The sequence below is a fragment of the Ulvibacter antarcticus genome (assembly GCF_003688405.1).
GTDB lineage: Bacteria > Bacteroidota > Bacteroidia > Flavobacteriales > Flavobacteriaceae > Ulvibacter > Ulvibacter antarcticus.
The window spans coordinates 109,798-135,800 of the sequence record NZ_REFC01000015.1 but is presented as its reverse complement, the minus strand read 5'-3'; the positions used below and the strand labels follow the sequence as shown (position 1 = coordinate 135,800).

Here is a 26,003-nt window from a genome sequence, read left to right as displayed (position 1 = left end):
TCAAAATTCCATCCTAATTTTTAAGTATCTTTATTGACCTAATCCAGATACTATGCTTCGATTATTACTGCTTTCCGTTTTCTTACTATCAATAATCTCATGTAATCCTTCTTCCGAAGAGAAAATCACAACCGATAAAATTGGAAAAACACCTCATGATATTATGTTTATGCAGCGGGCATATCCAACAGGAGAACTCAATACAGCCGCTTATGCAGAGGCAATTCAATGGAAAAAACAACTGGCACAACGAGGCGGGACAGCTGTTTTATGGGAGTTTGCCGGACCTACTAATGTTGGGGGACGTATCACCGATATTGAAATACCTATTGACCAAGCAGAAACATATTATGTAGGCGCTGCTTCCGGAGGAATTTTTAAAACAACAGATGCAGGTGCTACCTGGAATCCTATTTTTGATGAACAATCGATGCTTTCGATTGGAGATATGGAAATTTCTAAAAACGATACAGCTATCATTTGGGTAGGAACGGGTGAGGTAAACGCAGGCGGAGGTTCTTTAGCCTATGATGGAAACGGGATGTTTAAAAGTGACGATGGTGGAATTAGTTGGGCTGCTAAAGGCCTTGAAAATGTTGGTAGTATTGGGAAAGTGCTCATAGATCCAAATGATGAAAATACCCTTATAGTAGGTGCCATGGGACCACTCTTCAGAAATGATGTCAATCGAGGTGTCTATAAAACAACCGATGGTGGTACAAGCTGGGAACAGAAATTATTTGTGAGCGATTCTACAGGGATTATTGATATGGCTATGCATCCATCAAATGGAGATATTGTGTACGCAGCAAGTTGGGAGCGAATTAGGCGTCCTAATAACAGACAATACGGAGGAGTGACATCCGGACTTTACCGCTCAACAGATGGAGGAGAAACATGGGCCGAATTGAACAATGGTTTACCACCAACAACAGCAGCTAAAGGCCGAATTAGTATCGATATTTCACAATCGAATCCTAATGTTTTATATACACGCTATTTGGATGCCAACGGAAGCATTTCGGGTGTTTATAGAACTGCAGATGGTGGGGATTCCTGGATACAGATGAATTCGAGTCAGTTGAACAACGTTGGCTTTCACTGGTGGTTTAGAGGAATCTATGTAGATCCCACTGATGAAGATGTTATTTATAATGTAGATTTTGTAGTTCAAAAATCCATTGATGGAGGCGCAAACTGGTCGACAGCATTTCCTGGTGTACACGTAGACCAACATGCGTTGGCGTTTAATACACAGGCGCAAAATGAAGTCTTATTAGGTAATGATGGAGGTTTGTATAAAAGTACAAACAACGGATCTGCCTCCGTAAAAATTGATAATTTACCAATTACACAGTTTTATCGCATTCACATAGATGCTCAAAATGATCAAAAACGTTATGGTGGGTCTCAAGATAATAGTACCATAAGAACTACCACGGGCGGTATGGCAGATTGGAATACGATTTATGGCGGTGATGGTTTTCAACCTTTGGTAGACCACGCAAATACTAACGTGATTTACGCACTCTCTCAAAATGGTAATTTAGGAAAATCGGTTAATAATGGAAATGGATTTTCAGGGGCTACAAATGGAATACCTTCAGGAGACCGAAATAATTGGGACACAGCAATCGCAATGGATCCCGCTAATTCACAAATTTTGTATTATGGTACCCAACGCTTATTTCAAACCACGAATGCCGCAGGAGTTTGGAACGCGATAAGTCCGGATTTATCAGACGGGCCACATACCGGAAATCTTAGCTACGGTACAATCACTAGCATTGATGTTTCGACCCTTGATAGCAATATGATTTATGTAGGTACGGACGATGGAAACGTTTGGGTTACTTTGGATGGGGGTAATAATTGGAACAACATTTCTTCAACACTTCCAAATCGCTGGGTGACAAAGGTGTTTGCATCGAGAGATGAACTAAATACTGTTTATGTTACCTATTCGGGTTATAGATATGGAGAGGATACCGGCCATGTTTATAAAAGTAGCGACAATGGTTCCAATTGGATCGATATTTCGACCGGACTTCCCGATATACCTGTGAATGATATTTTGGAAGATAGCTTCGGAAATCTATTTATAGGAACCGATATTGGTGTTTTAGGAACGACAGATGAAGGGAATAACTGGCAAGTGATAGGTGAAAATTTACCATCGGTGGTCGTGAATGATATGCATATACATGAGGCTTCGGAATATCTCTATATTGGCACCTATGGACGTTCAATCTATAAATTAGATATCTCTGAAGATGTATTGTCGGTAGCGAATTCAGATTTGGCTGAAACAATTTCAATGTATCCTAATCCTGCTTCAGAATTAGTGAATTTAGCCATAGGGGATCTTACAGGAGACTTGCAAGTTTCATTTTATGATCAATTAGGGCGAAAAATAAGCAGCGAACTTTTTTCCGAAGATAAAAACAATCTTCAGTTTTCACTTCAATCTATGCAATCGGGAGTATATTTTGTACATATTTCTAATGGAAACTCCAGGACAGTTAAAAAATTGATCGTTAAAAAATAATCGATATCAAATATTCAGAAACCATAGCATGGCTTTTTTCTCAGTTGCCCATGTATCAACGCATGGGACAGGCTGCTTATAAGGCAAATCTCGACAATACTATAAAGTTGCTAGGTTATCTTGACGACCCGCAGCATGCATTTAAGTCGGTCCATGTGGCAGGAACCAACGGGAAGGGGTCTTCGAGTCATATGTTGGCGTCTGTGTTTCAAGAGGCCGGCTATAAGGTAGGTTTGTATACTTCCCCACATTTAAAGGATTTCAGGGAACGAATCATGATAAATGGCAAGATGATTCCAAAACGAAAAGTAAGTAGTTTTGTAAAGCACAATATGCCTTTCTTCGAATTAAATCAATTATCGTTTTTTGAGATGACCGTTGGTTTGGCGTTTGATTATTTTAAAAGTGAAAAAATAGATATTGCAATTATTGAAGTTGGATTAGGAGGCAGATTGGATAGTACCAACGTTATCATGCCGGAGGTTTCTGTGATTACCAATATTGGTTTAGATCATACACGTTTTTTAGGCGACAGTTTATCGCAGATTGCTTCAGAAAAAGGAGGGATAATAAAACCGGGAGTGCCGGTAGTGATAGGTGAAACGCAGCCGGAAACGGCACCAGTTTTTTCGGCCATAGCTAAGCGAAATAAGTCTCAAATTATCTACGCTCAGGACAAGAAAACTGAAGATTATAATTCCGATTTAAAAGGAGCATACCAGAAAATGAACAAAAAAACAGTGCTGGTTACATTGGAAGTTATGAGGACGAAAGGATGGAACCTGCCAGAGAAAGCTGTGGTTACAGGACTAAAGAATGTAATTAAAAATACAGGCTTACAAGGACGATGGCAGGAATTAAATCAAGAACCTAAAGTAATTTGTGATACAGCTCATAACAGAGAAGGTTTGCAGTTAGTGATGGAGCAATTGAAAAGCGAAAAATTTAAAAATCTTCATATCGTATTAGGTGCAGTGGATGATAAGGATCTTAGTTCGGTCTTATCTTTATTTCCAAAGGAAGCAACCTATTATTTCTGTCGGCCAGATGTTCCAAGAGGAATGGACGTTCAGTGGCTCTGTAAAGTATCATCCGAATTTGGTTTGGAAGGGGAAGTATATTTGTCGGTAATGACTGCTTATAAAAATGCGCTAAGGCAGGCAGATAAAAACGACCTGATATTTGTAGGCGGCAGTACTTTTGTAGTGGCTGAAGTTTTGTAAAATATGGGCATAAAAAAATCCCGAAGGTTATTCGGGATTTATGTGGTGGGCGATGAGGGGTTCGAACCCCCGACCCCTTGGGTGTAAACCAAGTGCTCTGAACCAGCTGAGCTAATCGCCCTTATTGTTAGCGGTGGCAAATATAAGGTAGTTTTTATTTTCCGCAAACTATTATCATGAAAATAATCACTTTTTTTTATAATTCTTTTCATGGTCGTTCTTTACTTTTAATCCACCATAATTAGTACTTTGGTTGTAGCTTTTAATAGCTCAGATAATGAGTGAATTAAAGCTGTAATTTAGTGTATTGCGAAGAAAAGGGTCATTAACTCAGTTGGTTTAGAGTGTTACCTCGACAAGGTAGAAGTCACTGGTTCGAATCCAGTATGACCCACATTGAAGAAGAATAAAGCCTTTGTCAGCTTTATTTCTATGAAAAATCCGGAGCCTCGAGCATCCGGATTTTTATTTAGTATAATTTATTCATGCTCTTGAGAGCCTGAATTGTTTTGAAGCGAAAGCTTATTATCAAATTGCAATGTTCTAATAGGGAATGGTATATTGATATCCGCTTCGTTGAATGCTTTTCTTATCGCCTTCATACCAACGCTCTTTAAATGTAATTTTTCCTTTCCTCTTGTGGCCTCCACCCAATATCTGCAAATGAAATTCACTGAACTACCGCCAAATTCTGTGTAGAAGAATTCTACTTCATCGGGGCTATTAACTGTATCAAAAGTTTTCGCGATTGTTTCTTTTGTAATCTTTTCTACTTTTTCAAGATCCATTTCATATCCTACACCACATTCGATGATGATTCGCATCTTAGGCGTAAGACTGTAATTTTTCAAAGGATTTTCGAGAATTGTTTTATTAGGGATAAGCACTAATTTGTTATCCGGTTCTTTTAAAACAAAATTACTCAGGTTAATATCCATTATTTCACCAGTAAACCCGTTTGTTTCCACCCAATCACCTATTCGGATGTTTTTTCTGAAAGACAGCACTATTCCTGAAAACGTATTCGACAATGTGCCTTGCATGGCTAAGCCTATTACAAGTCCTGAAATTCCTGCACCTGCTAGAATTGCACTGAGAGCTTTTCCTAAATTAAGTACTCCTAAAGCTAAGAAGAGTCCGCCTAAAACTACCACTACCGCTACAGCTCTGGCAATAAGTTTGGTGATTGACTCCTGGCTGACATATTTTCCTGCTATCTTCTTTACAGTTTTACTTATAAATTTTGAAAGGAAATATGCGATTACAAGCACAAGAATAGCAATCCCAATGTTGGGCAGATTTTCTATCAAACCGGAAAGCCAACCCCATAATTTATCGGTAATGTCTTGAAATGAATTGGTAATTTTATCGTTCATATAATTGGTTGTTTAAGAGCGGTTATTTGTTCTTAAGGCACTTCGTCTTAAAAGATAAACCATCTCGAGCCTAAAATAAGTGATTTTTAAATTTTTTGAAGTGCTTTAACAGCCTTTAACTTGAATGTAGGGCGTATTAACAGTTTTTAATAGCCTGAATATCTAAAAATGATAATCCTACAAGTAACTGCTAATATGTCCAACAAACGAATTACAATAAGGGTAATATACGCTCGAGTGCCATTCCTCTCGAGGCCTTTATTAATAAGTAGCTGTTCATTATAGAACTAGTTTTTAATGCTTCGGAAACTGCTTCGAAGCTTTCAAATCTTACAATAGATACATTTTTACCACTTGTCTTTGAGAAGGTTTTCCCAATTAGAAATACCTTCTCAAAAATTGAGGTCTCAATAAAATCAACGATGGCTTGATGTTCTTTCAGGGCATCTGCACCCACTTCGAACATATCCCCTAAGAAGAGGATTTTAGGAGTACCTTCAGATTGAGCAAAGTTTTCTAGAGCTGCCATCATACTTGTTGGATTGGCATTATAGGCATCCAGAATAATCTTATTTGTTCCTTGTTCTATAAGTTGCGAACGGTTATTATCTGGCACTAATGCTTCGATTGCATGTTTAATTTTTTCCGAAGAGACCTTAAAAAAAGCACCTATTGCAATTGCTGCAGCGATATTGTGGAAATTATAAAGTCCTATTAAATTACTTTGCATATCAATACCTTCAAAATGAACAAGCAGTTTGCTCGAAGCCTCTTTCAACTGTATAAGATAATCACCATCATTTTTTCCGAAGACTATTTTCTGAATATCCTTGGAATTTAATATTTGTAATTGATCATTGTTGTTAATGAAAACACTTTTGTTGTTCGCTTTTAGGTGTTTGTAGAGTTCCGTTTTACCTTGAATAACACCTTCCATACTTCCGAAGCCTTCCAAATGCGCCTTCCCAAAATTTGTGATATAGCCATAATCAGGATTTGCAATTTTACACAATTGTGCAATTTCTCCTATATGATTAGCGCCCATTTCAACAATACCTAATTCTGTGGATGTATCCATAGAAAGCAGTGTAAGAGGAACGCCTATATGGTTGTTGAGGTTTCCTTTAGTGGCAACGGTATTAAAACTCTCACTCAGGATTGCGTTAATAAGTTCTTTGGTAGTGGTTTTACCATTACTGCCCGTCAATGCGATAATTGGGATATTTAAGTAACTTCGATGATAACCTGCAAGTTTTTGTAACAGAGTTAAACTATCCGCACACAGTATGGTTTCTCCAGTGTTTTTATGATAGCCTATTTCATCAATAATTACCTTATAAGCTCCTTTTTTTAATGCTTCGTGTGTAAATTTATTGCCATTAAAATTGTCTCCTTTTAAAGCAATGAATATACATCCTTTTGTGATTTTTCTGGTGTCGGTACAAATACCGGTGCTTTCCAGAAAATGCTGATGCAAGGTTTCTATCTTCATAAAATAAATATACTAAAAAACCCTCCGCTGCGATTTGCAAAGGAGGGTTTTAAATTTATTCAATATTGTTTTTAGTTTCTTGGGCGTTTACCGTTTTTGGTTTTTGAACCTACACGAGACATCGCACATCTAAATCCGATATAGTCTGTAGCCATATCTTGTGGGAAATATCTTCTTTGCGCCGGGTCTAACCAGTAATCACGATCTCTCCAAGAACCACCTTTGTATACTCTAACTTCGTTATCGATTAAGGTTGTTCTGTTTGATGACTTATCGAAAGTACGATCTAAATGTCCAGTACTATCTGCAGATACTTTGTGTGTTGGAGAATTGTACATTCTTTTTCCTTCGTCTATTTCATTTCCATCATCTTCACCAAAAGATTGGTAGTAACGTGTAGAACGCTTATCTCCATCTCTGTAGTCACGGTTGTCACTATCGGAGAAGTTTGTTCTTAAATAAGTTTCATTTTCATCTACAGGAACCTGTAAAATTTCACCAGGCAAGTTTCTAGCAACAATTTTACCATTACTCAAGGTGTCGAAAACTATAGAATCTGAAGTAACAACTTTTACCTTTCCATCTTTATCAATGGCGTTTTTGGTATAAACATTACCTCTATAGTAGTTGAAATCGTTGAATTCGTCGTCTACTATTGGTCGGTATACATCGGCAACCCACTCGGCAACATTTCCAGCCATATCATATAATCCGTAGTCATTTGGCTCGTACGATTTTACTTGAGCGGTAATATCGGCACCATCATCACTCCATCCGGCAATTCCACCGTAATCACCATCACCTTGTTTAAAGTTAGCTAATTGGTCACCACGAGTTCTTCTTTTATTAGAACGAGTATATTGCCCATCCCAAGGATATTTTTTTCTACCTCTGTAAACATTGTAGTTTCTAAGTCCAACAAGTCCTAAAGCGGCATATTCCCATTCTGCTTCGGTAGGAAGACGATAAGAAGGCATTAATAATCCATCTTTTCTTTGGATATAAAGTCCCGTACTGTCCTTACTTTTCTTAGCAATACCTTGAGAGCGTTTTCCACCTCTGGTAATAGAGTCATTTCCTCCGTAAGCCAAAGTAGGGGCATTTAAATAAGTTTCAGTGCTGAAAGTTTCACCCGGTTTCACTTCATAACGAGCATTTCTAGTAGTGATTCCTTCGTCTTCAAGAATAAGTTCATTTACTCTATCTGTTCTCCAGTTACTAAATTCTACCGCTTGAACCCAGCTAACTCCTACTACAGGATATTCTGCATAGGCGGGGTGGCGAAGATAGTTGTTGGTCATCACTTCATTGTATCCTAAACGATTTCTCCATACCAAAGTATCGAGTAAAGCGCCTTCGTAAATTCTTCTGTAATTTTCATCCGATGGAGGGAAAACATTCTTTAACCAATCTAAATACTCGAGGTACATTAGGTTAGTTACTTCTGTTTCATCCATGTAAAAAGACTGAACGTGTTGTTGGTTAGGGCTGTTGTTCCAGTCATGCATAGGATCATCCTGTACTCTACCCATTGTAAAAGTTCCGCCTTCAATGAACATAAGTCCCGGGCCGGTTTCTTGTTCTTTCGCTTTCGGATTGTATTGGAAACCTCCCTCTTTAGAGTTCATCTTCCATCCGGTAGCTCTGGAGCTGTCTTTGTAATCTCTGGATTTGTTACAACTACCTAAAAAGATAGTTGCCGCCAATGCAAGGCATAGCTGTAGAATTAGGGTTTTGTTCAAGTTCATAGTATAAATTATGAAAAAAATTGGGTTCGCAATATAGTGATTAACGGTAAAAAAGCAATAATATTTTAATAATAATGCAATGTTAGGTTTAAGTTCTTTTTACCACTAACACAAGTGCAAACGTATTACTTTTAATATTATTATTTAGTTTATTAATAAAATTAACTTTGAATCCTCTTATAATACTAAGTGTATATTTGCAACGTTATTGATACTAATGAAAAAAAAGATACTACTTATAAGTCTGTTAATATTGCCTTTTCTTCTGAAGGCGCAGACCAAAAATATTTCGATTACTTGGTTGGATGATACTTCCCAAACTACAGGCTATCAGGGAGCTAAAGTGTCTTCCGAAGCTATTGGAAAAGCAGTTAAAGTACACCAAGGCTACCTTAGCCAAGATTTTTCAATTTTTACCGATACTTGGGAAGATACCGGCCTGGCTAATCCCACTTCTTTGAGACTTAGTAATATACAATATGGTACTATTTCTTCAGAAGAATTAAAAAAAATTAAAACTTCACAAGTACCAAACTCACTTCAATTTTCCATTCAAAGTCATAAAGGAAGGGATAAAATCTACACCAGTGTTAGTGTTTCTCCCGTAATAAATCAGAATGGTCTATATAAAAAAGTACTTTCTTTCAGCGTAAATTACAATAAATCGAATGCCAATATCGGGCAGCGACCTTTGCAATTAAGTAATTCTGTATTAGCGACTGGCTCATGGTATAAGTTTAAGATCGACCAAACAGGTATTTACAGATTAGACAAGAATTTTTTAAACGATCTTGGAATGAACACCGACGGTATCGACCCAAGAACTATTAAAGTTTACGGACATGGAGGATTGCCGTTACCGTATCGAAATAGATATAATACAGAATTCGATATACCCCAAAATGCTATTCAAGTTTTAGGAGAGGAAGATGGCTCGTTTGATGGCAGTGATGCTGTGCTCTTTTATGGGATAGGGGTAAGAGGATACGATGATACAGAAGACACATTCACAAGTATTGCGACTCCAATTAACGACACCAATGTGAATCCGTACAGTGATGACAGCTACTATTACGTGACAGCCGATGGAGCACCCGGATTAAGAGTGCAGGCCATGGTTGAACCGACTTCGGCTCCAAATATCACTATTACAGATTTTCATGATTATCAATTTCATGAACTGGATGAAAATAGTCCGGGTCTTGTAGGTAGAAGATGGATGGGTAACAGGTTTGATATAGAAAGCGAGCAAAGTTTCGAATTTAACTTTCCAAATATTGTGACTAATGTAGAGCCTATGCATATTGTGATAAAGGCAGGGGCAGTTTCGGAAGTAATGACCTCAATGGCCGTATCCATTAACGGCGCCAGTGTCGATCCCTTAAGCTTTGGACCGGTTGGGAATTTTCAATTGGTTTTAACAACTGATGATTATAGAGAAGATTTTCCACCTCCCGGGGATGGGAATTTAAAAATTGACCTTGCTTACAATAATAGTGGAAATCCTTCTGGAATAGGATATCTGGACTATATAGGAATACAGGGTTTACGACAACTTAAAGGAGTAGAAGGGCAGTTAAAATTTCAAAATAATAATGTGAGTACATTATCAGGTACTGGTGAGTATCAGATATCAAATGCCACTCAGTTTTCTCAGGTTTGGGACATAACAAACAAAGGTTTTATTAATGCGAAGTCCAATGAAACCGGAGATGTCTTTTCATTTAAAGCGACCATGGGTGAATTGCGAAAGTACGTCGCTGTGAATCCGAATAATTATTTTGAACCTATTCAAATATCTCCTTCTCAGATACCTAATCAGAACTTAAAAGGAACAATATTCAACGATGAGGCAGGAAACTTTAAGGACATTGATTATCTGATTGTGACGGCTCCTTTTTTAATTCAACCCGCATTACGATTGGCTAATCATCATAAAAATGTATACGGTTTAAATGTAAAAGTGGTTACTACCGATAAAATTTATGAAGAGTTTAGCTCCGGAAAACAAGATTTAAGCGCCATTCGAAATTTTGTACGCTATATTTATGAAAATGCTTCTTCCGCGGATAAAAGAATTAAGTATTTGAACCTATTCGGTGACACCTCTGTCGATTATAAAAACAGACTCAAAAATAACAACAATATTGTTCCAACCTATCATACGCTTTATAGCGGAAGCACGCATGATTCTTATATGTCTGATGATTTCTTCGGAATGATGGGTGCTACAGAACTAGATGATGAAGGGCTAATGTATGGTCCTGAAAAACTGGATATTGCTGTGGGTAGAATGGTAGTGGATGAAGTGGGGCTCGCTAATGCAATGGTAGATAAGGTTATAGCGTACTCATCGAAAGAGTCATACGGGAATTGGCGAAATAATTTTCTGTTAATCTCAGATGATCTAGATCAAGATAATGAATGGACCTTAGAAGTTAATCTGGATGCTTTAGGAGATAGGATCTCGGATGAAAAACCGTTTGTAAATGTAAAAAAGATACATAGTGATGCCTATCAGCAAGAAACATCGGCAGGTGGTCAAAGGTATCCACAGGTAAATGAGGCTATCATAAATAATATTGAGCTCGGTGCGGTGATTGTAGATTACTTTGGTCATGGAGGCGAGGATGGTCTGGCAGCAGAGTTTATTTATACCAAAGAAATTGCAAAGAACTTAAAAAATACGAATCGATACCCGTGTATCGTTACAGTGACTTGCGAATTTTCAAAATTCGATAACCCTTTACGAATTACGGCAGGTGAACTTACCTATCAGAATAGAGAAGGTGGGGCTATCTCATTGCTTACTACTACTAGGTCAATTAGTATTGGTTTGGGTATTGTGTTTAATGACTCCTTGGCCGATCAACTTTTTGGTTTTGGCACCAACACTCCAAATACCCCTGCAGAAGGATTGCGATTAAGTAAGAATACATTAATAACCCCGGAACGTAGAGTGGTGTTTTTTATTGGAGATCCTGCGCTACACCTGGCATTTCCGAAGCGAGAAATACGATTAACTGAAGTTAACGGTGTGCCTGTTTCCCAATTTACTGGAAATCTTAGGGCTTTAGATCGAGTATCGATGAAAGGAGTGGTTGTAGATGAACAAGGAAATTTATTAACGAATTATAATGGCGTTCTTCAAGCAAAAATATTTGATAAGGATATTCAGAGACAGACATTATCGAATGATGGAAATTTCAATAATTTTATTATGCAATTTAAAACGCTGGGAGAATCTCTTTTTAATGGAAAAGCAACAATATCGAGTGGTACATTCGAATTTGAATATGTCATGCCTAGGGATACCCAAATCCCAATCGGAAAAGGAAGAGTTAGTTTGTATTCCAGTAGAAATGGTATTCTTGAAGATCAATCGGGAGTGAACCTCGATATTTCAATGGGAGGGCTCAATGAAGATGCTCCAGAGGATAATCAGGGGCCTCGCATTCAACTTTTTATGAACGATGAAAGTTTTGTTTCCGGAGGAATAACCAACGAATCTCCAATCTTATTGGCGAAATTGGCAGATGAAAATGGTCTTAATACTTCCAGCGGAATTGGACATGATATGATTGCCATACTTGATGGTGATGAGTCTAATCCATTTGTTTTAAATGAGTACTATCAGGCAGATGTTGACGATTATTCGAAAGGGGCCTTAAATTATAAATTACGAGATCTGGAAGATGGACTCCATACACTTACCCTAAAAGCATGGGATGTATACAACAACTCTAGTACTGCAGAAATCCAGTTTATTGTTGCCGGTGGAGATGCTATCGAAATAACCAAAGTGCTCAATTATCCTAACCCCTTTGTAGATTATACCGAATTTTGGTTTAACCACAATCGTCCTTATGAACCTTTAGATGTGCAGGTGCAAGTATTTACTGTGACAGGGAAGGTAGTTTGGTCAAAAAGTGAAACATTAGCTGCCGAAGGTTCCTATTTATCCAGAAGAATTACCTGGAACGGAAGAGATGATTTTGGCGATAGAATAGGGAAAGGAGTATACATTTATAAGATAACTGTTAAATCCACGTTAACAAATAAGCGAGTTGAAAAATTTGAAAAACTTGTCATCCTTTAAAAATTAAAATTATATTTGTCCAAAATTTGAACCTCATGAAGAAAGTTTTTATTCCAATTTTATTAGCACTTATAACATTTAAAGCCTCAGCTCAGACTGATCCGGCGCCAGAAACTGGATCGCTTCAAGGGGTAATTACCACCGGAGTTCCATTTCTTTTAATTGCAGGAGATGCTCGTGCAGCAGGAATGGGAGATATTGGAGTTGTTACTTCTTCAGATGCCTTTTCACAGCAGTGGAACCCTGCTAAGTATGCTTTTGCATTAAATAAACAAGGGATTGGGGTAACTTATACGCCTTACCTAAGTAAACTGGTAAATGATATTTTCCTCGGAAACATAACCTATTACAACCGTCTTTCCGAAGGAAGTGCAGTAGGAGTGAGTTTCCGCTATTTTAGCGCAGGTGAAATCGAATTGAGAGACACTCCAGATCAGGAAGCTTTAATTGTGAAGCCAAACGAATTGATGTTTGATGTTTCTTACTCACTTCGATTGAGCGAACGTTTCTCTATGGCAGTTGCCGGACGATTTATCAATTCAGATTTAAAACTAGGTCAGTCAGCGACTAGCGAAGGAAGAGCCGCAAGTTCATTTGCAGTAGATGTTGCTGGTTACTATCAGAGTGAAGAGATTGCTTATAACGATTTCGACGGTCGATGGAGACTTGGATTTAATGTTTCTAATATTGGACCAAAGATTAAATATGATGACTCAGGTTCTGAAAGTAGCCTTCCAACCAATCTTGCTCTTGGTGGTGGATTCGACTTTATTTTAGACGAGTACAACAAAGTTGGAGTTTCTGTAGAAATAGATAAACTATTGGTGCCAACACCAAGTGATTCTAATAACGATGGATCAATCGACAGAAATGATGATTATTATAACGAAAGTTTCTTTAGCGGGATGTTCTCATCATTTGGTGATGGAGATAACGAGTTAAAAGAGTATGTATGGGCATTAGGTGCAGAATACTGGTATCAGGATTCATTTGCTTTTAGACTGGGTTATTTTAACGAGGCAGAAGAAGCTGGATCTAGAAAATTCCTTTCACTAGGAGCAGGTTTCAGATATACAACGATTAATTTTGATGTATCCTACTTGTTCTCAACTTCCAAAGTGGTAAGTCCGTTAGAAGGAAGCTTACGATTTGGTTTAACGTTTAACTTCGGAGACGAATACGACGAATACTAGACATTTGAAAAAACACACTATTGAAACACATTTAGAAGTTTTTGATTTAGTATCGGAACTTTCTGAAGACATTCAAAAATTAATGATTAAGGCGCATGAAGCACGTGAAAATGCTTATGCGCCTTATTCGCATTTTAAGGTTGGTGCAGCCCTTCAATTGGAATCTGGAAAAATAATTCAAGGGAATAATCAGGAAAACGCTGCATTTCCTTCCGGACTTTGTGCTGAAAGAGTGGCGGTTTATCAGGCAGGAGCATTGTTTCCGGGAGAAACGATAGTAAATTTGGCTATCTCTGCCAGATCCTTAAAACAAGTGCTTACAACTCCTATAGCACCTTGTGGTGGCTGTCGTCAGGCACTAGCCGAATATGAAGTCAACCAGAAAACACCAATCGCCATCTATTTTATGGGCGAAAGTGGGAAAGTAATGAAATCAAATTCAGTGAATGATCTCTTGCCGCTTATGTTCGATGGTTCATCACTTTAACCAAGAAATGGATCTTATATCCTATTTCAGTCTCAATCTTTATATAATTTTCTAGTTAAGTAATTTTAGAAATGGAATTTAAACTTCTACTTCTTTTGTAGAACTGTTTAATATGCTATTTTTGTTATTCGTTCAATGTGTTTCCCTTCGGAAACTATTACAATTGATACATGAAGAAAATAACCAAACAGACATACCTTGATTGGTATGAAAACATGCTATTCTGGCGCAAATTTGAAGATAAACTTGCGCAGGTATATATTAATCAAAAAGTAAGAGGTTTTCTGCATTTATACAATGGGCAGGAAGCGGTTTTAGCAGGATCACTTCATGCTATGGATCTTACTAAGGATAAAATGATCACGGCCTATCGAAATCACGTACAACCAATTGGTATGGGCGTGGATCCAAAACGAGTGATGGCAGAATTGTATGGTAAGGCTACAGGTACTTCTCAAGGTCTTGGTGGGTCTATGCATATTTTTTCAAAAGAACATCGTTTTTATGGCGGTCATGGGATCGTTGGTGGACAAATTCCGTTGGGTGCCGGTCTGGCATTTGGCGATAAGTATCAGGGAAGTGATGCAGTAACCCTAACCTTTATGGGTGATGGTGCTGTACGTCAAGGATCTTTACATGAAACTTTTAATCTTGCTATGCTTTGGAAGCTTCCAGTGGTATTTTGCTGTGAAAATAACGGCTATGCTATGGGTACATCGGTTGCAAGAACTGCAAATCATACAGATATATACAAACTCGGACTTGGCTACGAAATGCCTTGTAAGCCAGTGGATGGTATGAAACCAGAGGTAGTGGCGAAAGAAATGGACGAAGCCATACAACGCGCTAGACGCGGTGATGGTCCAACTTTTCTTGAAATCCGGACCTATCGTTACCGAGGTCATTCAATGAGTGATGCGCAACATTATAGAACTAAAGAGGAAGTTGCAAAGAAGCAGGAAGAAGATCCTATTTCGTATGTGCTACATGAGATTTATAAAAAGAAATGGGCTACAGAAGCTGAAATTAAAAAGGTCGATAAGAAAGTAAAAGACATGGTGGCAGCATGCGAAAAATTTGCAGACGAGTCTCCTTATCCGGAGAAGAATGTTATGTACGATGTTGTATACGATCAGAAAGACTATCCATTTTTACCTCATAAATTATAATTGATATGGCAGAAGTAATTAACATGCCGCGTTTGAGCGATACAATGGAAGAAGGAACTGTCGCCACCTGGTTGAAAAAGGTGGGAGACAAGATTAATGAAGGTGATATTCTTGCAGAAATCGAAACTGACAAAGCAACCATGGAATTTGAATCCTTCCACGATGGAATATTGCTTCATATTGGGATTCAGGAAGGAAATACGGCTCCTGTGGACACCTTACTAGCCATAATCGGTGAGAAAGGGGAAGATATTTCAGCTCTTGTTAGTGGTGGTGGTAAGTCTTCGGAAAGTTCTTCGGAAGCGAAAAAAGAGGCTGCTGCTCCTACAAAAGATGCTGTTGATACTAAAAGTGCAAAAGAAGTTGCGAATACTTCCGAAGCAAAAGAAAAAAATACAAACGACCTGCCAAAAGGGGTAGAAGTGATCACAATGCCAAGGCTAAGTGATACGATGACCGAAGGTACTGTGGCGACATGGTTAAAAAAGGAAGGCGATTTGATCGAAGAAGGCGATATTCTCGCAGAAATCGAAACTGATAAGGCTACGATGGAATTCGAGTCGTTCTATAATGGAACCCTGCTTAAAATTGGAATAAAAGAAGGAGAATCGGCAGCGGTAGATTCGTTACTAGCGATTGTTGGCCCGAAAGGAACCGACGTTAGTGGAATTACCGGATCCCTTAAAAAGGATACAGCTTCAACCAAGTCTGAAGAAAAAGAATCTTCTGCTACATCAAAAGCAGCAAATACTTCCGAAGAAAAAAATACAACTACTAAAGAAGATAAATCAACTCCCCAGCTTGCTAAAACAGCCGATGGTGGACGCATATTTGTTTCCCCTCTTGCTAAAAAAATGGCAGAAGATAAAGGAATCAACCTTACTCATGTAACGGGTAGTGGTGAAAATGGACGTATTGTAAAAAGCGATATCGAAAATTATCAACCACAGGCGCAAGCTTCCGGACAAGCTGCTACGGCTGCTTATGTTGCAACAGGAGAAGAAAGCTTTGAGGAAATTAAAAACTCTCAAATGCGTAAGACTATTGCCAAACGTCTTGGAGAATCTAAATTTACCGCGCCACATTATTATTTAACGGTAGAGTTGGATATGGATCACGCAATGGCTGTTCGTAAATCGATTAATGAAGATCCGGATGTTAAGATCTCATTTAATGATATGGTGGTGAAAGCTTGTGCTATGGCATTGCGAAAGCATCCTAAAGTGAATAGTCAATGGACAACAGATAGCACTCGAATCGCTAAACATATTCATGTTGGTGTTGCGGTGGCAGTTGATGAAGGTTTGCTTGTTCCGGTATTGAAATTTGCTGATCAGATGACTTTCTCTCAAATTGGAGCCAATGTAAAAGAATTGGCCGGCAAGGCAAGAAACAAGAAGATCACTCCAGCCGAAATGGAAGGAAGTACTTTTACTGTTTCTAATCTTGGAATGTTTGGAATTAAAGAATTTACATCTATTATAAATGCGCCTAATTCTGCAATTTTATCGGTAGGAACTATTGTTGAAAAGCCTGTTGTAAAAGATGGAGCAATCGTGGTAGGAAATACAATGACCGTTACGCTTGCTTGTGATCATAGAACGGTTGACGGCGCTACAGGTGCCCAATTCCTGCAAACACTTAAAAAATATATAGAGAATCCTGTTTCAATGTTTGTATAAACAGTTGTCTCATCAGTAAAAAACATCCCGTTAGGTTCAGTTTTTCTGAAAATAACGGGATTTGTTATAAACTTTAGCCATAAGAAATGATTTTTGAGACTGAAAGATTAATTATCAGAGAATTAACAGCAGACGACAAGGAGCTCTTTTTTGATCTTCAAGGGAATGCGAAAGTTATGAATCCCATTCCGTTGGAGGCTATGTCCAGAGCCGAAAGTGACGAGAAACTTGAAGATCTTATTAAACTCTATAAAGAACATACAGATCGTATATATTGGGCTATTGATCTCAAAGAAAATGTGGAATTTATAGGAATAGCAATGTTGCTAACTAATGAAGATGGTGATAAAGAACTAGGATATAGGTTAAGGGAAAAGCATTGGAAACAGGGATATGGAACCGAGACCGCAGAAGGGGTTATTCAGTATAGTTTTGACCAACTTAAATTGGAGAAAATTACAGCTGATGCTAATGTTTCAAATTTAGGCTCTTTGAAAATCCTCAGCAAGCTAATGCAGCCGGTGAAGGAATATTACTGTAAAGAACTCGATTGTATGAATCAAAGGTTTGAATTAGTGCGAAAATAAGGCATGTGTTAATATGCTGGAATTAAAATTATGGGATTTACTTATCTTTAAGCGATGAAGAATATAATTATTACAGGAACTAGTCGAGGTATTGGGTTCGAGCTCGCGAAGAAATTTTCGAAAGCTGGTCATAATGTGTTGGCTCTTTCTAGGAATGTTGGCCCGGTTACTAATCTAAAGCTAGCTAATTGTCATTCTTTTTCTTTCGATATTACGAAGGTTTCAGATATTACGAAAGTTTCAGAATTTATAGAAAAGAACTGGAAGAAGGTTGATGTTTTAATCCATAATTCAGGTTTATTAGTGAACGCTCCTTTTTCAGAAATACAAATAACAGACTTTAAGCGTGTTTATGAAGTAAATGTCTTTGGTGTAGCAGCACTTACACAGGCGGTCCTGCCTTTTATGGCTTCGGAAGGACATGTACTCACGATTAGCAGTATGGGTGGTATACAGGGTAGCATGAAGTTTCCTGGTTTAAGTGCTTATAGTAGTAGTAAAGGGGCGGTATTGACATTAACCGAGTTACTGGCGGAAGAGTATAAAGAAACTGGGCCATCCTTTAATGCATTGGCCTTAGGCGCGGTACAGACAGAAATGCTTGCTGAAGCGTTTCCTGGTTATGAAGCACCTTTAACAGCAATAGAAATGGCGGATTATATTTACGATTTTTCGCTTAACGGAAATAAATATTACAACGGGAAAATCTTACAGGTTTCCAGTTCAACACCATGATCACTTATGACAGAAGTTCTCGAAAAATATATCCCGGAGGCCGCTGTTGTTCCAACATTTGAGTTGATAAAACGTAATCATGTTCACTTAAAAATCGTCAATGAAAGGGTAAGTCGACATGGAGATTATAGAAAACTTCCAGACGGGGACCATCAAATAACGGTGAATGCCAATTTGAATAGATACAGGTTTTTTATCACATTGATTCATGAAATAGCGCATCTTGTTGCTTTTCAGAAATACGGAAGACTGATAAAACCACATGGGCTGGAATGGAAACGTACTTTCCAGCAATTGATGCTGCCATTTATTCGCCCTGAAATATTTCCAACTCACCTTTTACCTTTACTTGCAATACATTTTAAGAATCCGAAGGCTACGAGTGACACCGATACACGTTTGGCATTGGCATTAAAACAATATGATCCTGAAAACGATAAAAATTATATATTTGAAATACCTTTGGGAGGTCATTTTAGATTGTACAACGGCAAGATTTTTAAAAGAGGTAATCAGCGTGTAAAACGGTATGAATGTTTGGAAGTAGCAACGGGAAGAATGTATCTTTTCAATCCGAATGCTGAGGTGGAATTTTTAAAGTAGACCTTGTTCTAATTCTAAATTTAATGATCTTTTTACATTATAAAAATAGAAGTTGGTTAACACATTGATTATATTGGAGTACAGTCTGTAATTGAAGGAAATATATGAATAAGGACAACTATGCAGTTATTATGGCGGGAGGAATCGGATCACGATTCTGGCCTGTGAGTCGGGCTGATTTTCCGAAGCAGTTTCACGATATGTTGGGATCGGGGCAAACCCTTATTCAGAAAACATTTTCGAGGCTCAATAAAATGGTACCCTCCAAGAATATCTACATACTTACTAATAATCGTTATTTGGATATTACGCTTGAGCAGCTACCTGAAATCACAAAGGCGCAAGTCATACTTGAACCTGCTATGCGAAATACAGCACCTTGTATTTTACTTTCGGCATTGAAAATAAAGAAACAGAATCCGAACGCTGTGATGTTGGTGGCTCCTAGTGATCATTGGATTGAAGACGAGCTTGCCTTTGCTAAGGATGTTGAAGAATGTTTTAGTGAAGCTAAGCAAAAGGAAATGTTGATTACTTTGGGAATTTCTCCTACATTTCCGAATACTGGCTATGGTTATATCGAAAGTGATAAAACCGATAGGTCTGCTATAAAGCGGGTGCTTCAGTTTCGGGAAAAGCCGGATTATGAAACAGCTAAAAAGTTTATAGCAGAAGGGAATTTTGTGTGGAATGCCGGTATTTTTATTTGGAGTGTTGAGAGTATTGTGAAATCGTTCGAGCGTTATTTACCTTTGATGTCACAACTTTTTTCTGAAGGGAATTCGGTTTATAATACTTCGGAAGAAACGGAGTTTATAAATCATAATTACGGGAGTTCAGAGGACATTTCGATTGATTACGGGATTATGGAAAAAGCAAAAAATGTCTATGTTAAAAGGGCTTCTTTCGACTGGAATGATTTGGGAACCTGGGGTGCATTATATGATAAGTTGCCGAAAGAAAATAATGAAAACGCAGTGGTTAGAGCAAAAACGCATCTTATTAACGCCGAAGGAAATATGATTTCTACAGCTTCGGAAAAGTTAGTAGTGATAGATGGAATTGATAATTATATTGTAGTGGACACTGAGAATGTTCTGCTATTATTTCCGAAGAAAAAAGAACAAGAAATTAAAAAATTGTTAGGAGAAATATCGGAAGCATTTGGTGAAAATTATACTTAGAATCTATGGGGACTTCAGAAAATAATAACATAAATATTACACCAAATGAAGAGCAATTGGAAGTGTCTAGACTCACCGCGGTTGCGAGCATCAAGAAGTTTTTAAAAGAACTATTCGATATCCGTTCCGATTCAGACCGTGATGCTACTATTGAAGCTGTAAAGAAAGATATCCCCTTTAAAGGGCATACTGCATGGATTCTAATCTTTTCAATCTTTGTGGCTTCCATCGGACTTAATGTTAGTAGTACCGCTGTTGTAATTGGTGCCATGTTAATTTCACCACTTATGGGGCCGATTGTGGGAATAGGGTTGTCGGTTGCAATTAATGATATAGAGACACTTAGAAGATCCTTACTGAATTTAGGCGTAATGGTGTTTTTGAGTGTATTAACGGCCTTTTTATACTTCAAATTGTCACCATTAACGGAAGAAACACCAGAACTTCTGGCGAGAACGTATCCTACTATTTTGGACGTTTTAGTTGCTATTTTCGGTGGTTTGGGACTTATTGTTGCAAAAACCAAGAGTGGAACTATTGCCAGTGTAATCTTTGGAGTTGCAATTGCTACAGCACTTATGCCGCCTTTATGTACTGTTGGATACGGATTGGCAATAGGCAATATGTCTTATGCGGGAGGGGCGATTTATCTTTTCTCAATTAATGCGGTTTTTATAGCATTAGCCACTTTTATTGTTTCCAAATTATTGAGATTTCCAATGGTTCGATATGCGAATTCTCAACGTAGAAGGCGTATTGCTCAACTAGCTTCCTTGATCGCTTTGGTGGTAATGGTTCCTAGTGTTATTTTGTTTCTCAATCTTTTGAAAGTACAGGTTTTTGAAAATAGAGCGAAGGAATTTGTAAATACGATCGTTAAATATGATGGAGCGGAAGTGGTGAAATTCACTCAGGATTTTGAAACCCAAAATATTGATGTTTACTTTATTGGTTTGCCGGTACCTCAAAGAATTATTAGTGAATGGAATACAAAGTTGAAAAAGACCGATAAACTTGAGGAAGTAAATTTAAGAGTGTATCAGGGAGCAGATCAAAGTGGAGCATTGGCAGAAAGATTATCGGGAGAAGTAAAGGCCGGTATACTTGAAGATCTCTATGTTAAAAATGAACAAGCAATTAGGGATAAAGATGACAGGATTCAGTTTTTGGAAAATGAAATTACTAATTTGAAGGTAAGAGAATTTCCTTTCAAAGAACTAAGTGATGAGGTAAAGATTAATTATGATGAATTGGAAACCTTCAGTTATTCGAATAAGATTACTACTAACTTCACAAAAACAGATACACTCCCTGTTATAAATGTTAGGTGGAAAAAAGATGTTTCTTCAAAAGTAAGACAAGAAAAAATGCAAAAACTGGATCAATGGCTTAGGTTTAAACTTAAACTGGATACCTTGAGTATTGTTGAGTATAATTAATAAAAAAAGGCGCCGATAAGCGCCTTTTTTTATATGTATAAATGTTTTTACTGTTTTAAAAATTTATAGCTAACGACTTGCTTTTCAATTTCTAGTTGAACAAAGTAAACACCGCTATCTAGAGAAGAAACGTTTATGTCGTTTTCTGAAGAGATAGATGTATTTTTGATTACTTTCCCATTTAAATCAATAATTGTAACTGGTTTATTCTCTAAGCCTTTAAGTGAAAAGTTCAGCACATCTGAAGCAGGGTTAGGAAACAATCGTAAGCCCTCTATTTCAAATTGGGTTACTGCCAAAGGATTACTCCCTTCTACAATAACATGTTGTTCGTTAATATTTGGGTTATCGATAACATCCACATTTCCAGACGGCCAGCGAACAATCACTTGATCAATTGTTGAACTTGTTCCAATTCCAAAATGTGCAGCTAATGAATTCATATGACTAAAGCCTTGTCCAGAACGCACTTCTCTAATTTGCATTCCCCAGCTTCCCATTATTTCTATTCGTGCGCCAATTCCGTTAAGGTTACTATCGGTGCCTTCCAAAATAAATTTCACATAATTGTTTGAATTTCCATCGTTCAAGTATAGATGACCGTCGTTTACAACATCTAGAAATCCATCATTGTTAAAGTCTCCAACAGCTCCTTCGTCGAATTGGAGGTCTTGTGGAGTAAATGTTAGATCTCCATTATTAATATAAAGTTCTTTAGATAGTTCAGAAAAAATATCCACAAATCCATCATTGTTAAAATCCCCTGCCTGATTTTCCCAAGCTCCTAAATCGTTAGGGTCAATATTGGTAGAATCGATGATATCGGAATAATTTCCGGTACCGTCATTTAACATGAATTTATTTTTGAAATCGTGATTTACGATGAAAGCATCGAAATCTCCATCATTGTCAAAATCTTCAAACACCGTTGCCCATGATTGCGAATTATCTCTCATCCCAATATCCAATGCATTTTCAGTAAAAACTCCTGTGCCATCATTGGTATACATTGCATTATCTCTATATGGATCTCCTGGAGGTGCACCACTGCGACATTTTGTTAAATACATGTCTTGATCTCCATCGTTGTCGTAATCTACCCATATTGCGGCATAATTACCAGGTGCACTAATTGTTTGTATAAGTGTTTGATCTAAGGTCATATTCCCTGATCCATCATTGCGATAGGGGTGGCTTAAGGCGACATCATGGCATACAAAAGTATCCAGATCTCCGTCATTGTCAATATCGGCCATGGTAGACCGTTGAGAAAAGATATATTCTGGATGGATAGCAAGTGTATAAGCTGTTCCATCGTTATTCGCCATTAAGAAAGATACTTTTTGCACATTTCCCAGGACTAGATCGTTGTATCCGTTCCCATCTAGATCACCGGCTGCGGCGCTCCAGTCTGGTTTAAAGTCGATTGTCATTGGAATCCAAACCGAATTAAATGTTTCGCCTGCCATTTGATAATCAATACTTATTCCATTTTCTGAAACCCTAGTATAGTCATCTAAATAATCACCGTTCATATCGACTCCTATTTCTGAATTATCGGGATGGTTGCTTAATAAGTCACTTCGATCTGTAAAAGTTACCTGAGCCATAAGTGAAGCAGATCCTATGAAGGCCAAGAGAATAAGTATATTTTTTTTCATATCGAGCAAGTTTATATTCTTGATAAAAATAAAGGAAAATAATTGATTCGCATATAGTTAGCGAAAAAATCTACTGCTCAGAGATCTGAATATCTCTAATTTTCTTAAAAAGATCGGAAGAATATACAAATTTGGTCACATCCTCATTGTCGGTTTTAAAAATATCTTCTTTAGTTCCCTGCCATACAAGAAGGCCATTTTTTAAAAGCACAATATTTTCTCCAATCTCCATTACTGAATTCATATCGTGGGTAACCACAATAGTTGTTATGTTATATTCGTGTGTAATTTCCTGAATAAGATTGTCGATTACAGTTGCGGTTCTTGGATCGAGTCCTGAATTTGGTTCATCACAAAACAAATATTTCGGATTATTTACAATAGCCCTTGCAATGGAAACTCTTTTTTGCATTCCTCCGGAAATTTCTGCGGGGAATTTTTTATTCACATTTTCGAGATTCACGCGTTTTAAGACTTCGTTCACTCGGGTAAGCATTTCACTCTTTTTTTGACTACTGAACATCCGTAACGGGAACATTACATTATCCTCAATATTCATTGAATCAAAAAGTGCCCCTCCTTGAAATAACATCCCAATTTCTTCTCTTAAGGTTCGCTGTTCATCATCATTCATATCCTGAATGGCTTTGTCTTCGTAATAAATTCGACCTTCTTCAGGTTGGAATAAACCTATTAAACATTTCAACATTACTGTTTTTCCACTTCCACTCTGGCCGATAATAAGATTTGTCTTCCCTTTTTCAAAGGTGGTTGTAATACCTTTTAGAATTTCTTCATCACCAAAACTCTTTTTTATGTTTTCTATCTTGATCATGAGCTTAAAAGGAGTTGGGTTACAATATAATTTGAAAGAATAATAAGTACACTGGTCCACACAAATGAATTTGTACTGGCTTTACCTACTTCCAATGCGCCACCTTTCATATAATACCCCTGCCAAGATGGTACCGTTGCAAGAATAAAGGCGAAAATCATAGTTTTAAGAAAGGCATAGACTATATGAAATGGTATAAACTCTTCTTGAAGACCTTGAACAAAGGAAGCCGAAGAGGTAAATCCACCATATACGCCAGCGACCCAGCCACCCAATATTCCTAAAAACATTGAAATTGCAATCACAAATGGATAAAAGAGTAATGCAACAATCTTAGGAAATACAAGGTAATTCAACGAGTTGATTCCCATAACCTCCAAGGCATCAATTTGCTCCGTAACTCGCATTGAACCTATGCTCGATGTAATAAATGACCCTACTTTTCCTGCCATAATGATTGACATAAAGGTAGGTGCGAACTCCAAAATTACCGACTGCCGGGTAGCAAATCCTACCAGGTAATCGGGAATTAATGGATTATCCATATTCAATGCGGTTTGTATAGCAATTACTCCACCAACAAAGAAAGAGATGAAAGCAACAATTCCTAGTGAGCCGATAATTAAGTCATTAATTTCCTTAAAAATCAGTTCCTTTAAAACAGAAGTTTTAGTAGGACTGCTAAATACTTTGCCAAGCATCATAAAATAAGAACCAATATCTTCTATATATTTCATAGTATTTATAGTATCGCTAATGTAGCAATTTTATAGATGAACACGTACAAATCCATCGATGCATTATTTTGATAACAATGTCATCATTTTGTGGTATATCTCGGTATTCTCATAGACTCCTCCAAACAAAGCTGCCCCCGGCCCTATAGCAAATACAGGAACCATCGTTGCTGAATGCCCTCCGGTCGAGAAAGTTGGAACTATTTTATTGTAATCCATTCCGTCTGCAGCTAAGGTAAATCCGCCAGTTTCATGATCTGCAGTTACTATAACCAAAGTCTCTCCATCATTCTTGGCAAAATCCAAAGCCACGCCAATCGCTTTATCAAAATCTATAAGTTCAGCGATTAAATATTCGGCATCGTTATCATGACCACCCCAGTCTATTTGAGATCCTTCGATCATAATAAAAAAACCATTGGGGTTTTTTGACAATTTTTTTAAGCCTAAGGCTGTTGCGTTAGGTAAAAAATCACCTCGCCCTTCAGTCATTTTTGGCATGCTATTTTCAGCTAAGATAATTGCCTGTTTCTTTTCAGAAATTTCTGAAGGTAATTCAGTTGTGTTGACTTCAAAGCCATTATTTTCGAATTCTTGAAGAAGATTTTTTCCATCAGGTCTCATATTGAAAAACTTGAGGCCTCCTCCTGCAATAAAATCTACTTTCGAATTCGGTAAAGCCAGTGCAATATCATTATACAAACTTCTTCTTTTTACATGCGCATAAAAACTTGCCGGAGTTGCGTGAACAATCGAGGAAGTTGCGATTAAACCCGTTGCTAAACCTCGTTCAGCAACATTTTCAAGAATTGTTTCTACCGCAATAGTATCCTTGGAAACACCTATCGCCCCATTATAGGTTTTTACCCCTGCCGAAAGTGCTGTTGCACCCGAAGCCGAATCGGTAACCAACTCGTTAGACGAAGAAGTTTTACTCAACCCAATCGTTGTGAATCTCTCAAAATTACTTTTATTTTCATTGTAGAACAAGCTAGCTGAAACTTCACTTAAACCCATTCCATCACCTATTAATAAAATAATATTTTTTGGCTTTGTGAGAGGGAGCTTCGTTTGTGAAGTCACGGTGGATACTACATTCTCAGTTCTTTGTGCTGTAACACAAGAAACAGAAGTGAAGAATAAAAAAAGGATTGGGAATACTACAGTGAACTTAAATTTCATCTAGTTTTTTATTTGTAGGTCAA

19 protein-coding genes and 2 tRNA genes are annotated in these 26,003 nt (G+C 37.6%); 13 read left to right on the top strand and 8 right to left on the bottom strand.

Features of this window, described 5'->3' with window-relative positions; translation table 11 throughout:
* The first annotated feature begins 52 nt into the window (after positions 1-52).
* Together BXY75_RS14900 and BXY75_RS14895 are read left to right on the top strand one after the other, a co-directional pair.
* Entirely contained in the window at positions 53-2,548 is a 2,496-nt protein-coding gene (locus BXY75_RS14900) for a T9SS type A sorting domain-containing protein (protein ID WP_121908567.1), read from the top strand.
* A 50-nt stretch (positions 2,549-2,598) separates the two neighbouring features.
* A complete protein-coding gene (locus tag BXY75_RS14895; RefSeq protein ID WP_394347379.1) occupies positions 2,599-3,771 on the top strand; it encodes a bifunctional folylpolyglutamate synthase/dihydrofolate synthase in 1,173 nt (390 codons plus the stop codon).
* A 43-nt stretch (positions 3,772-3,814) separates the two neighbouring features.
* Here BXY75_RS14895 and BXY75_RS14890 read toward each other — a convergent pair.
* A tRNA-Val gene (locus BXY75_RS14890) sits at positions 3,815-3,892 on the bottom strand.
* 198 nt (positions 3,893-4,090) lie between these two features.
* On the opposite strand from BXY75_RS14890, the gene BXY75_RS14885 reads away from it, so the two are divergent.
* Positions 4,091-4,165 (top strand) — tRNA-Val (locus BXY75_RS14885).
* Between the two features lie 85 nt (positions 4,166-4,250).
* Here BXY75_RS14885 and BXY75_RS14880 read toward each other — a convergent pair.
* The 3 genes from BXY75_RS14880 to gldJ form a co-directional block, all read right to left on the bottom strand.
* On the bottom strand, positions 4,251-5,147 hold the full coding sequence (locus BXY75_RS14880; RefSeq protein ID WP_121908565.1) for a mechanosensitive ion channel family protein: 897 nt from the start codon (positions 5,145-5,147) through the stop codon (positions 4,251-4,253).
* Positions 5,148-5,358: 211 nt separating this feature from the next.
* Positions 5,359-6,639, bottom strand: coding sequence for a UDP-N-acetylmuramoyl-tripeptide--D-alanyl-D-alanine ligase (locus BXY75_RS14875; RefSeq protein WP_121908564.1), 1,281 nt, complete (start codon positions 6,637-6,639; stop codon positions 5,359-5,361).
* 71 nt (positions 6,640-6,710) lie between these two features.
* Complete coding sequence (gene gldJ, locus BXY75_RS14870; RefSeq protein WP_121908563.1) at positions 6,711-8,387, bottom strand: gliding motility lipoprotein GldJ; 1,677 nt, start codon at positions 8,385-8,387, stop codon at positions 6,711-6,713.
* Between the two features lie 217 nt (positions 8,388-8,604).
* Here gldJ and porU point away from each other — a divergent pair, with 217 nt between their 5' ends.
* The 10 genes from porU (at position 8,605) to BXY75_RS14820 (ending at position 21,565) form a co-directional block, all read left to right on the top strand.
* Positions 8,605-12,486 carry a type IX secretion system sortase PorU gene (gene porU / locus BXY75_RS14865; RefSeq protein ID WP_121908562.1) on the top strand — a complete coding sequence of 1,294 codons (3,882 nt, stop codon included), beginning with the start codon at positions 8,605-8,607 and terminating at the stop codon, positions 12,484-12,486.
* Between the two features lie 35 nt (positions 12,487-12,521).
* Complete coding sequence (gene porV, locus BXY75_RS14860; protein ID WP_121908561.1) at positions 12,522-13,679, top strand: type IX secretion system outer membrane channel protein PorV; 1,158 nt, start codon at positions 12,522-12,524, stop codon at positions 13,677-13,679.
* A gap of 4 nt (positions 13,680-13,683) precedes the next feature.
* Positions 13,684-14,166, top strand: a complete 483-nt coding sequence (cdd, locus tag BXY75_RS14855; RefSeq protein WP_121908560.1) for a cytidine deaminase — start codon at positions 13,684-13,686, stop codon at positions 14,164-14,166.
* A 170-nt stretch (positions 14,167-14,336) separates the two neighbouring features.
* Positions 14,337-15,335, top strand: coding sequence for a pyruvate dehydrogenase (acetyl-transferring) E1 component subunit alpha (pdhA, locus tag BXY75_RS14850; RefSeq protein ID WP_121908559.1), 999 nt, complete (start codon positions 14,337-14,339; stop codon positions 15,333-15,335).
* Between the two features lie 5 nt (positions 15,336-15,340).
* Positions 15,341-17,017: a pyruvate dehydrogenase complex dihydrolipoamide acetyltransferase gene (locus BXY75_RS14845; protein ID WP_121908558.1), complete on the top strand. Its 1,677-nt coding sequence runs from the start codon at positions 15,341-15,343 to the stop codon at positions 17,015-17,017.
* Positions 17,018-17,103: 86 nt separating this feature from the next.
* Positions 17,104-17,604, top strand: coding sequence for a GNAT family N-acetyltransferase (locus BXY75_RS14840; protein WP_121908557.1), 501 nt, complete (start codon positions 17,104-17,106; stop codon positions 17,602-17,604).
* A 54-nt stretch (positions 17,605-17,658) separates the two neighbouring features.
* The gene (locus tag BXY75_RS14835) at positions 17,659-18,339 is read left to right on the top strand and encodes an SDR family NAD(P)-dependent oxidoreductase (RefSeq protein ID WP_121908556.1); all 681 of its coding nucleotides are present in this window, start codon (positions 17,659-17,661) and stop codon (positions 18,337-18,339) included.
* Positions 18,340-18,345: 6 nt separating this feature from the next.
* Complete coding sequence (locus BXY75_RS14830; RefSeq protein WP_121908555.1) at positions 18,346-18,942, top strand: SprT-like domain-containing protein; 597 nt, start codon at positions 18,346-18,348, stop codon at positions 18,940-18,942.
* A 104-nt stretch (positions 18,943-19,046) separates the two neighbouring features.
* Positions 19,047-20,126, top strand: coding sequence for a mannose-1-phosphate guanylyltransferase (locus BXY75_RS14825; protein WP_121908554.1), 1,080 nt, complete (start codon positions 19,047-19,049; stop codon positions 20,124-20,126).
* 5 nt (positions 20,127-20,131) lie between these two features.
* Complete coding sequence (locus tag BXY75_RS14820) at positions 20,132-21,565, top strand: DUF389 domain-containing protein (protein ID WP_121908553.1); 1,434 nt, start codon at positions 20,132-20,134, stop codon at positions 21,563-21,565.
* Positions 21,566-21,612: 47 nt separating this feature from the next.
* Here the strand turns inward: BXY75_RS14820 and BXY75_RS14815 are convergent, their stop codons facing one another.
* The 4 genes from BXY75_RS14815 to BXY75_RS14800 all read right to left on the bottom strand — a co-directional run bounded on the left by BXY75_RS14815 (position 21,613) and on the right by BXY75_RS14800 (position 25,980).
* The gene (locus BXY75_RS14815) at positions 21,613-23,226 is read right to left on the bottom strand and encodes an FG-GAP-like repeat-containing protein (protein WP_121908552.1); all 1,614 of its coding nucleotides are present in this window, start codon (positions 23,224-23,226) and stop codon (positions 21,613-21,615) included.
* Positions 23,227-23,296: 70 nt separating this feature from the next.
* Entirely contained in the window at positions 23,297-24,061 is a 765-nt protein-coding gene (locus tag BXY75_RS14810) for an ABC transporter ATP-binding protein (RefSeq protein WP_121908551.1), read from the bottom strand.
* Complete coding sequence (locus tag BXY75_RS14805; protein WP_211331829.1) at positions 24,058-24,798, bottom strand: MlaE family ABC transporter permease; 741 nt, start codon at positions 24,796-24,798, stop codon at positions 24,058-24,060. Before BXY75_RS14805 ends, BXY75_RS14810 begins: the two co-directional genes overlap by 4 nt.
* A gap of 63 nt (positions 24,799-24,861) precedes the next feature.
* The gene (locus tag BXY75_RS14800) at positions 24,862-25,980 is read right to left on the bottom strand and encodes an alkaline phosphatase (protein ID WP_121908549.1); all 1,119 of its coding nucleotides are present in this window, start codon (positions 25,978-25,980) and stop codon (positions 24,862-24,864) included.
* Positions 25,981-26,003: the final 23 nt, after the last annotated feature.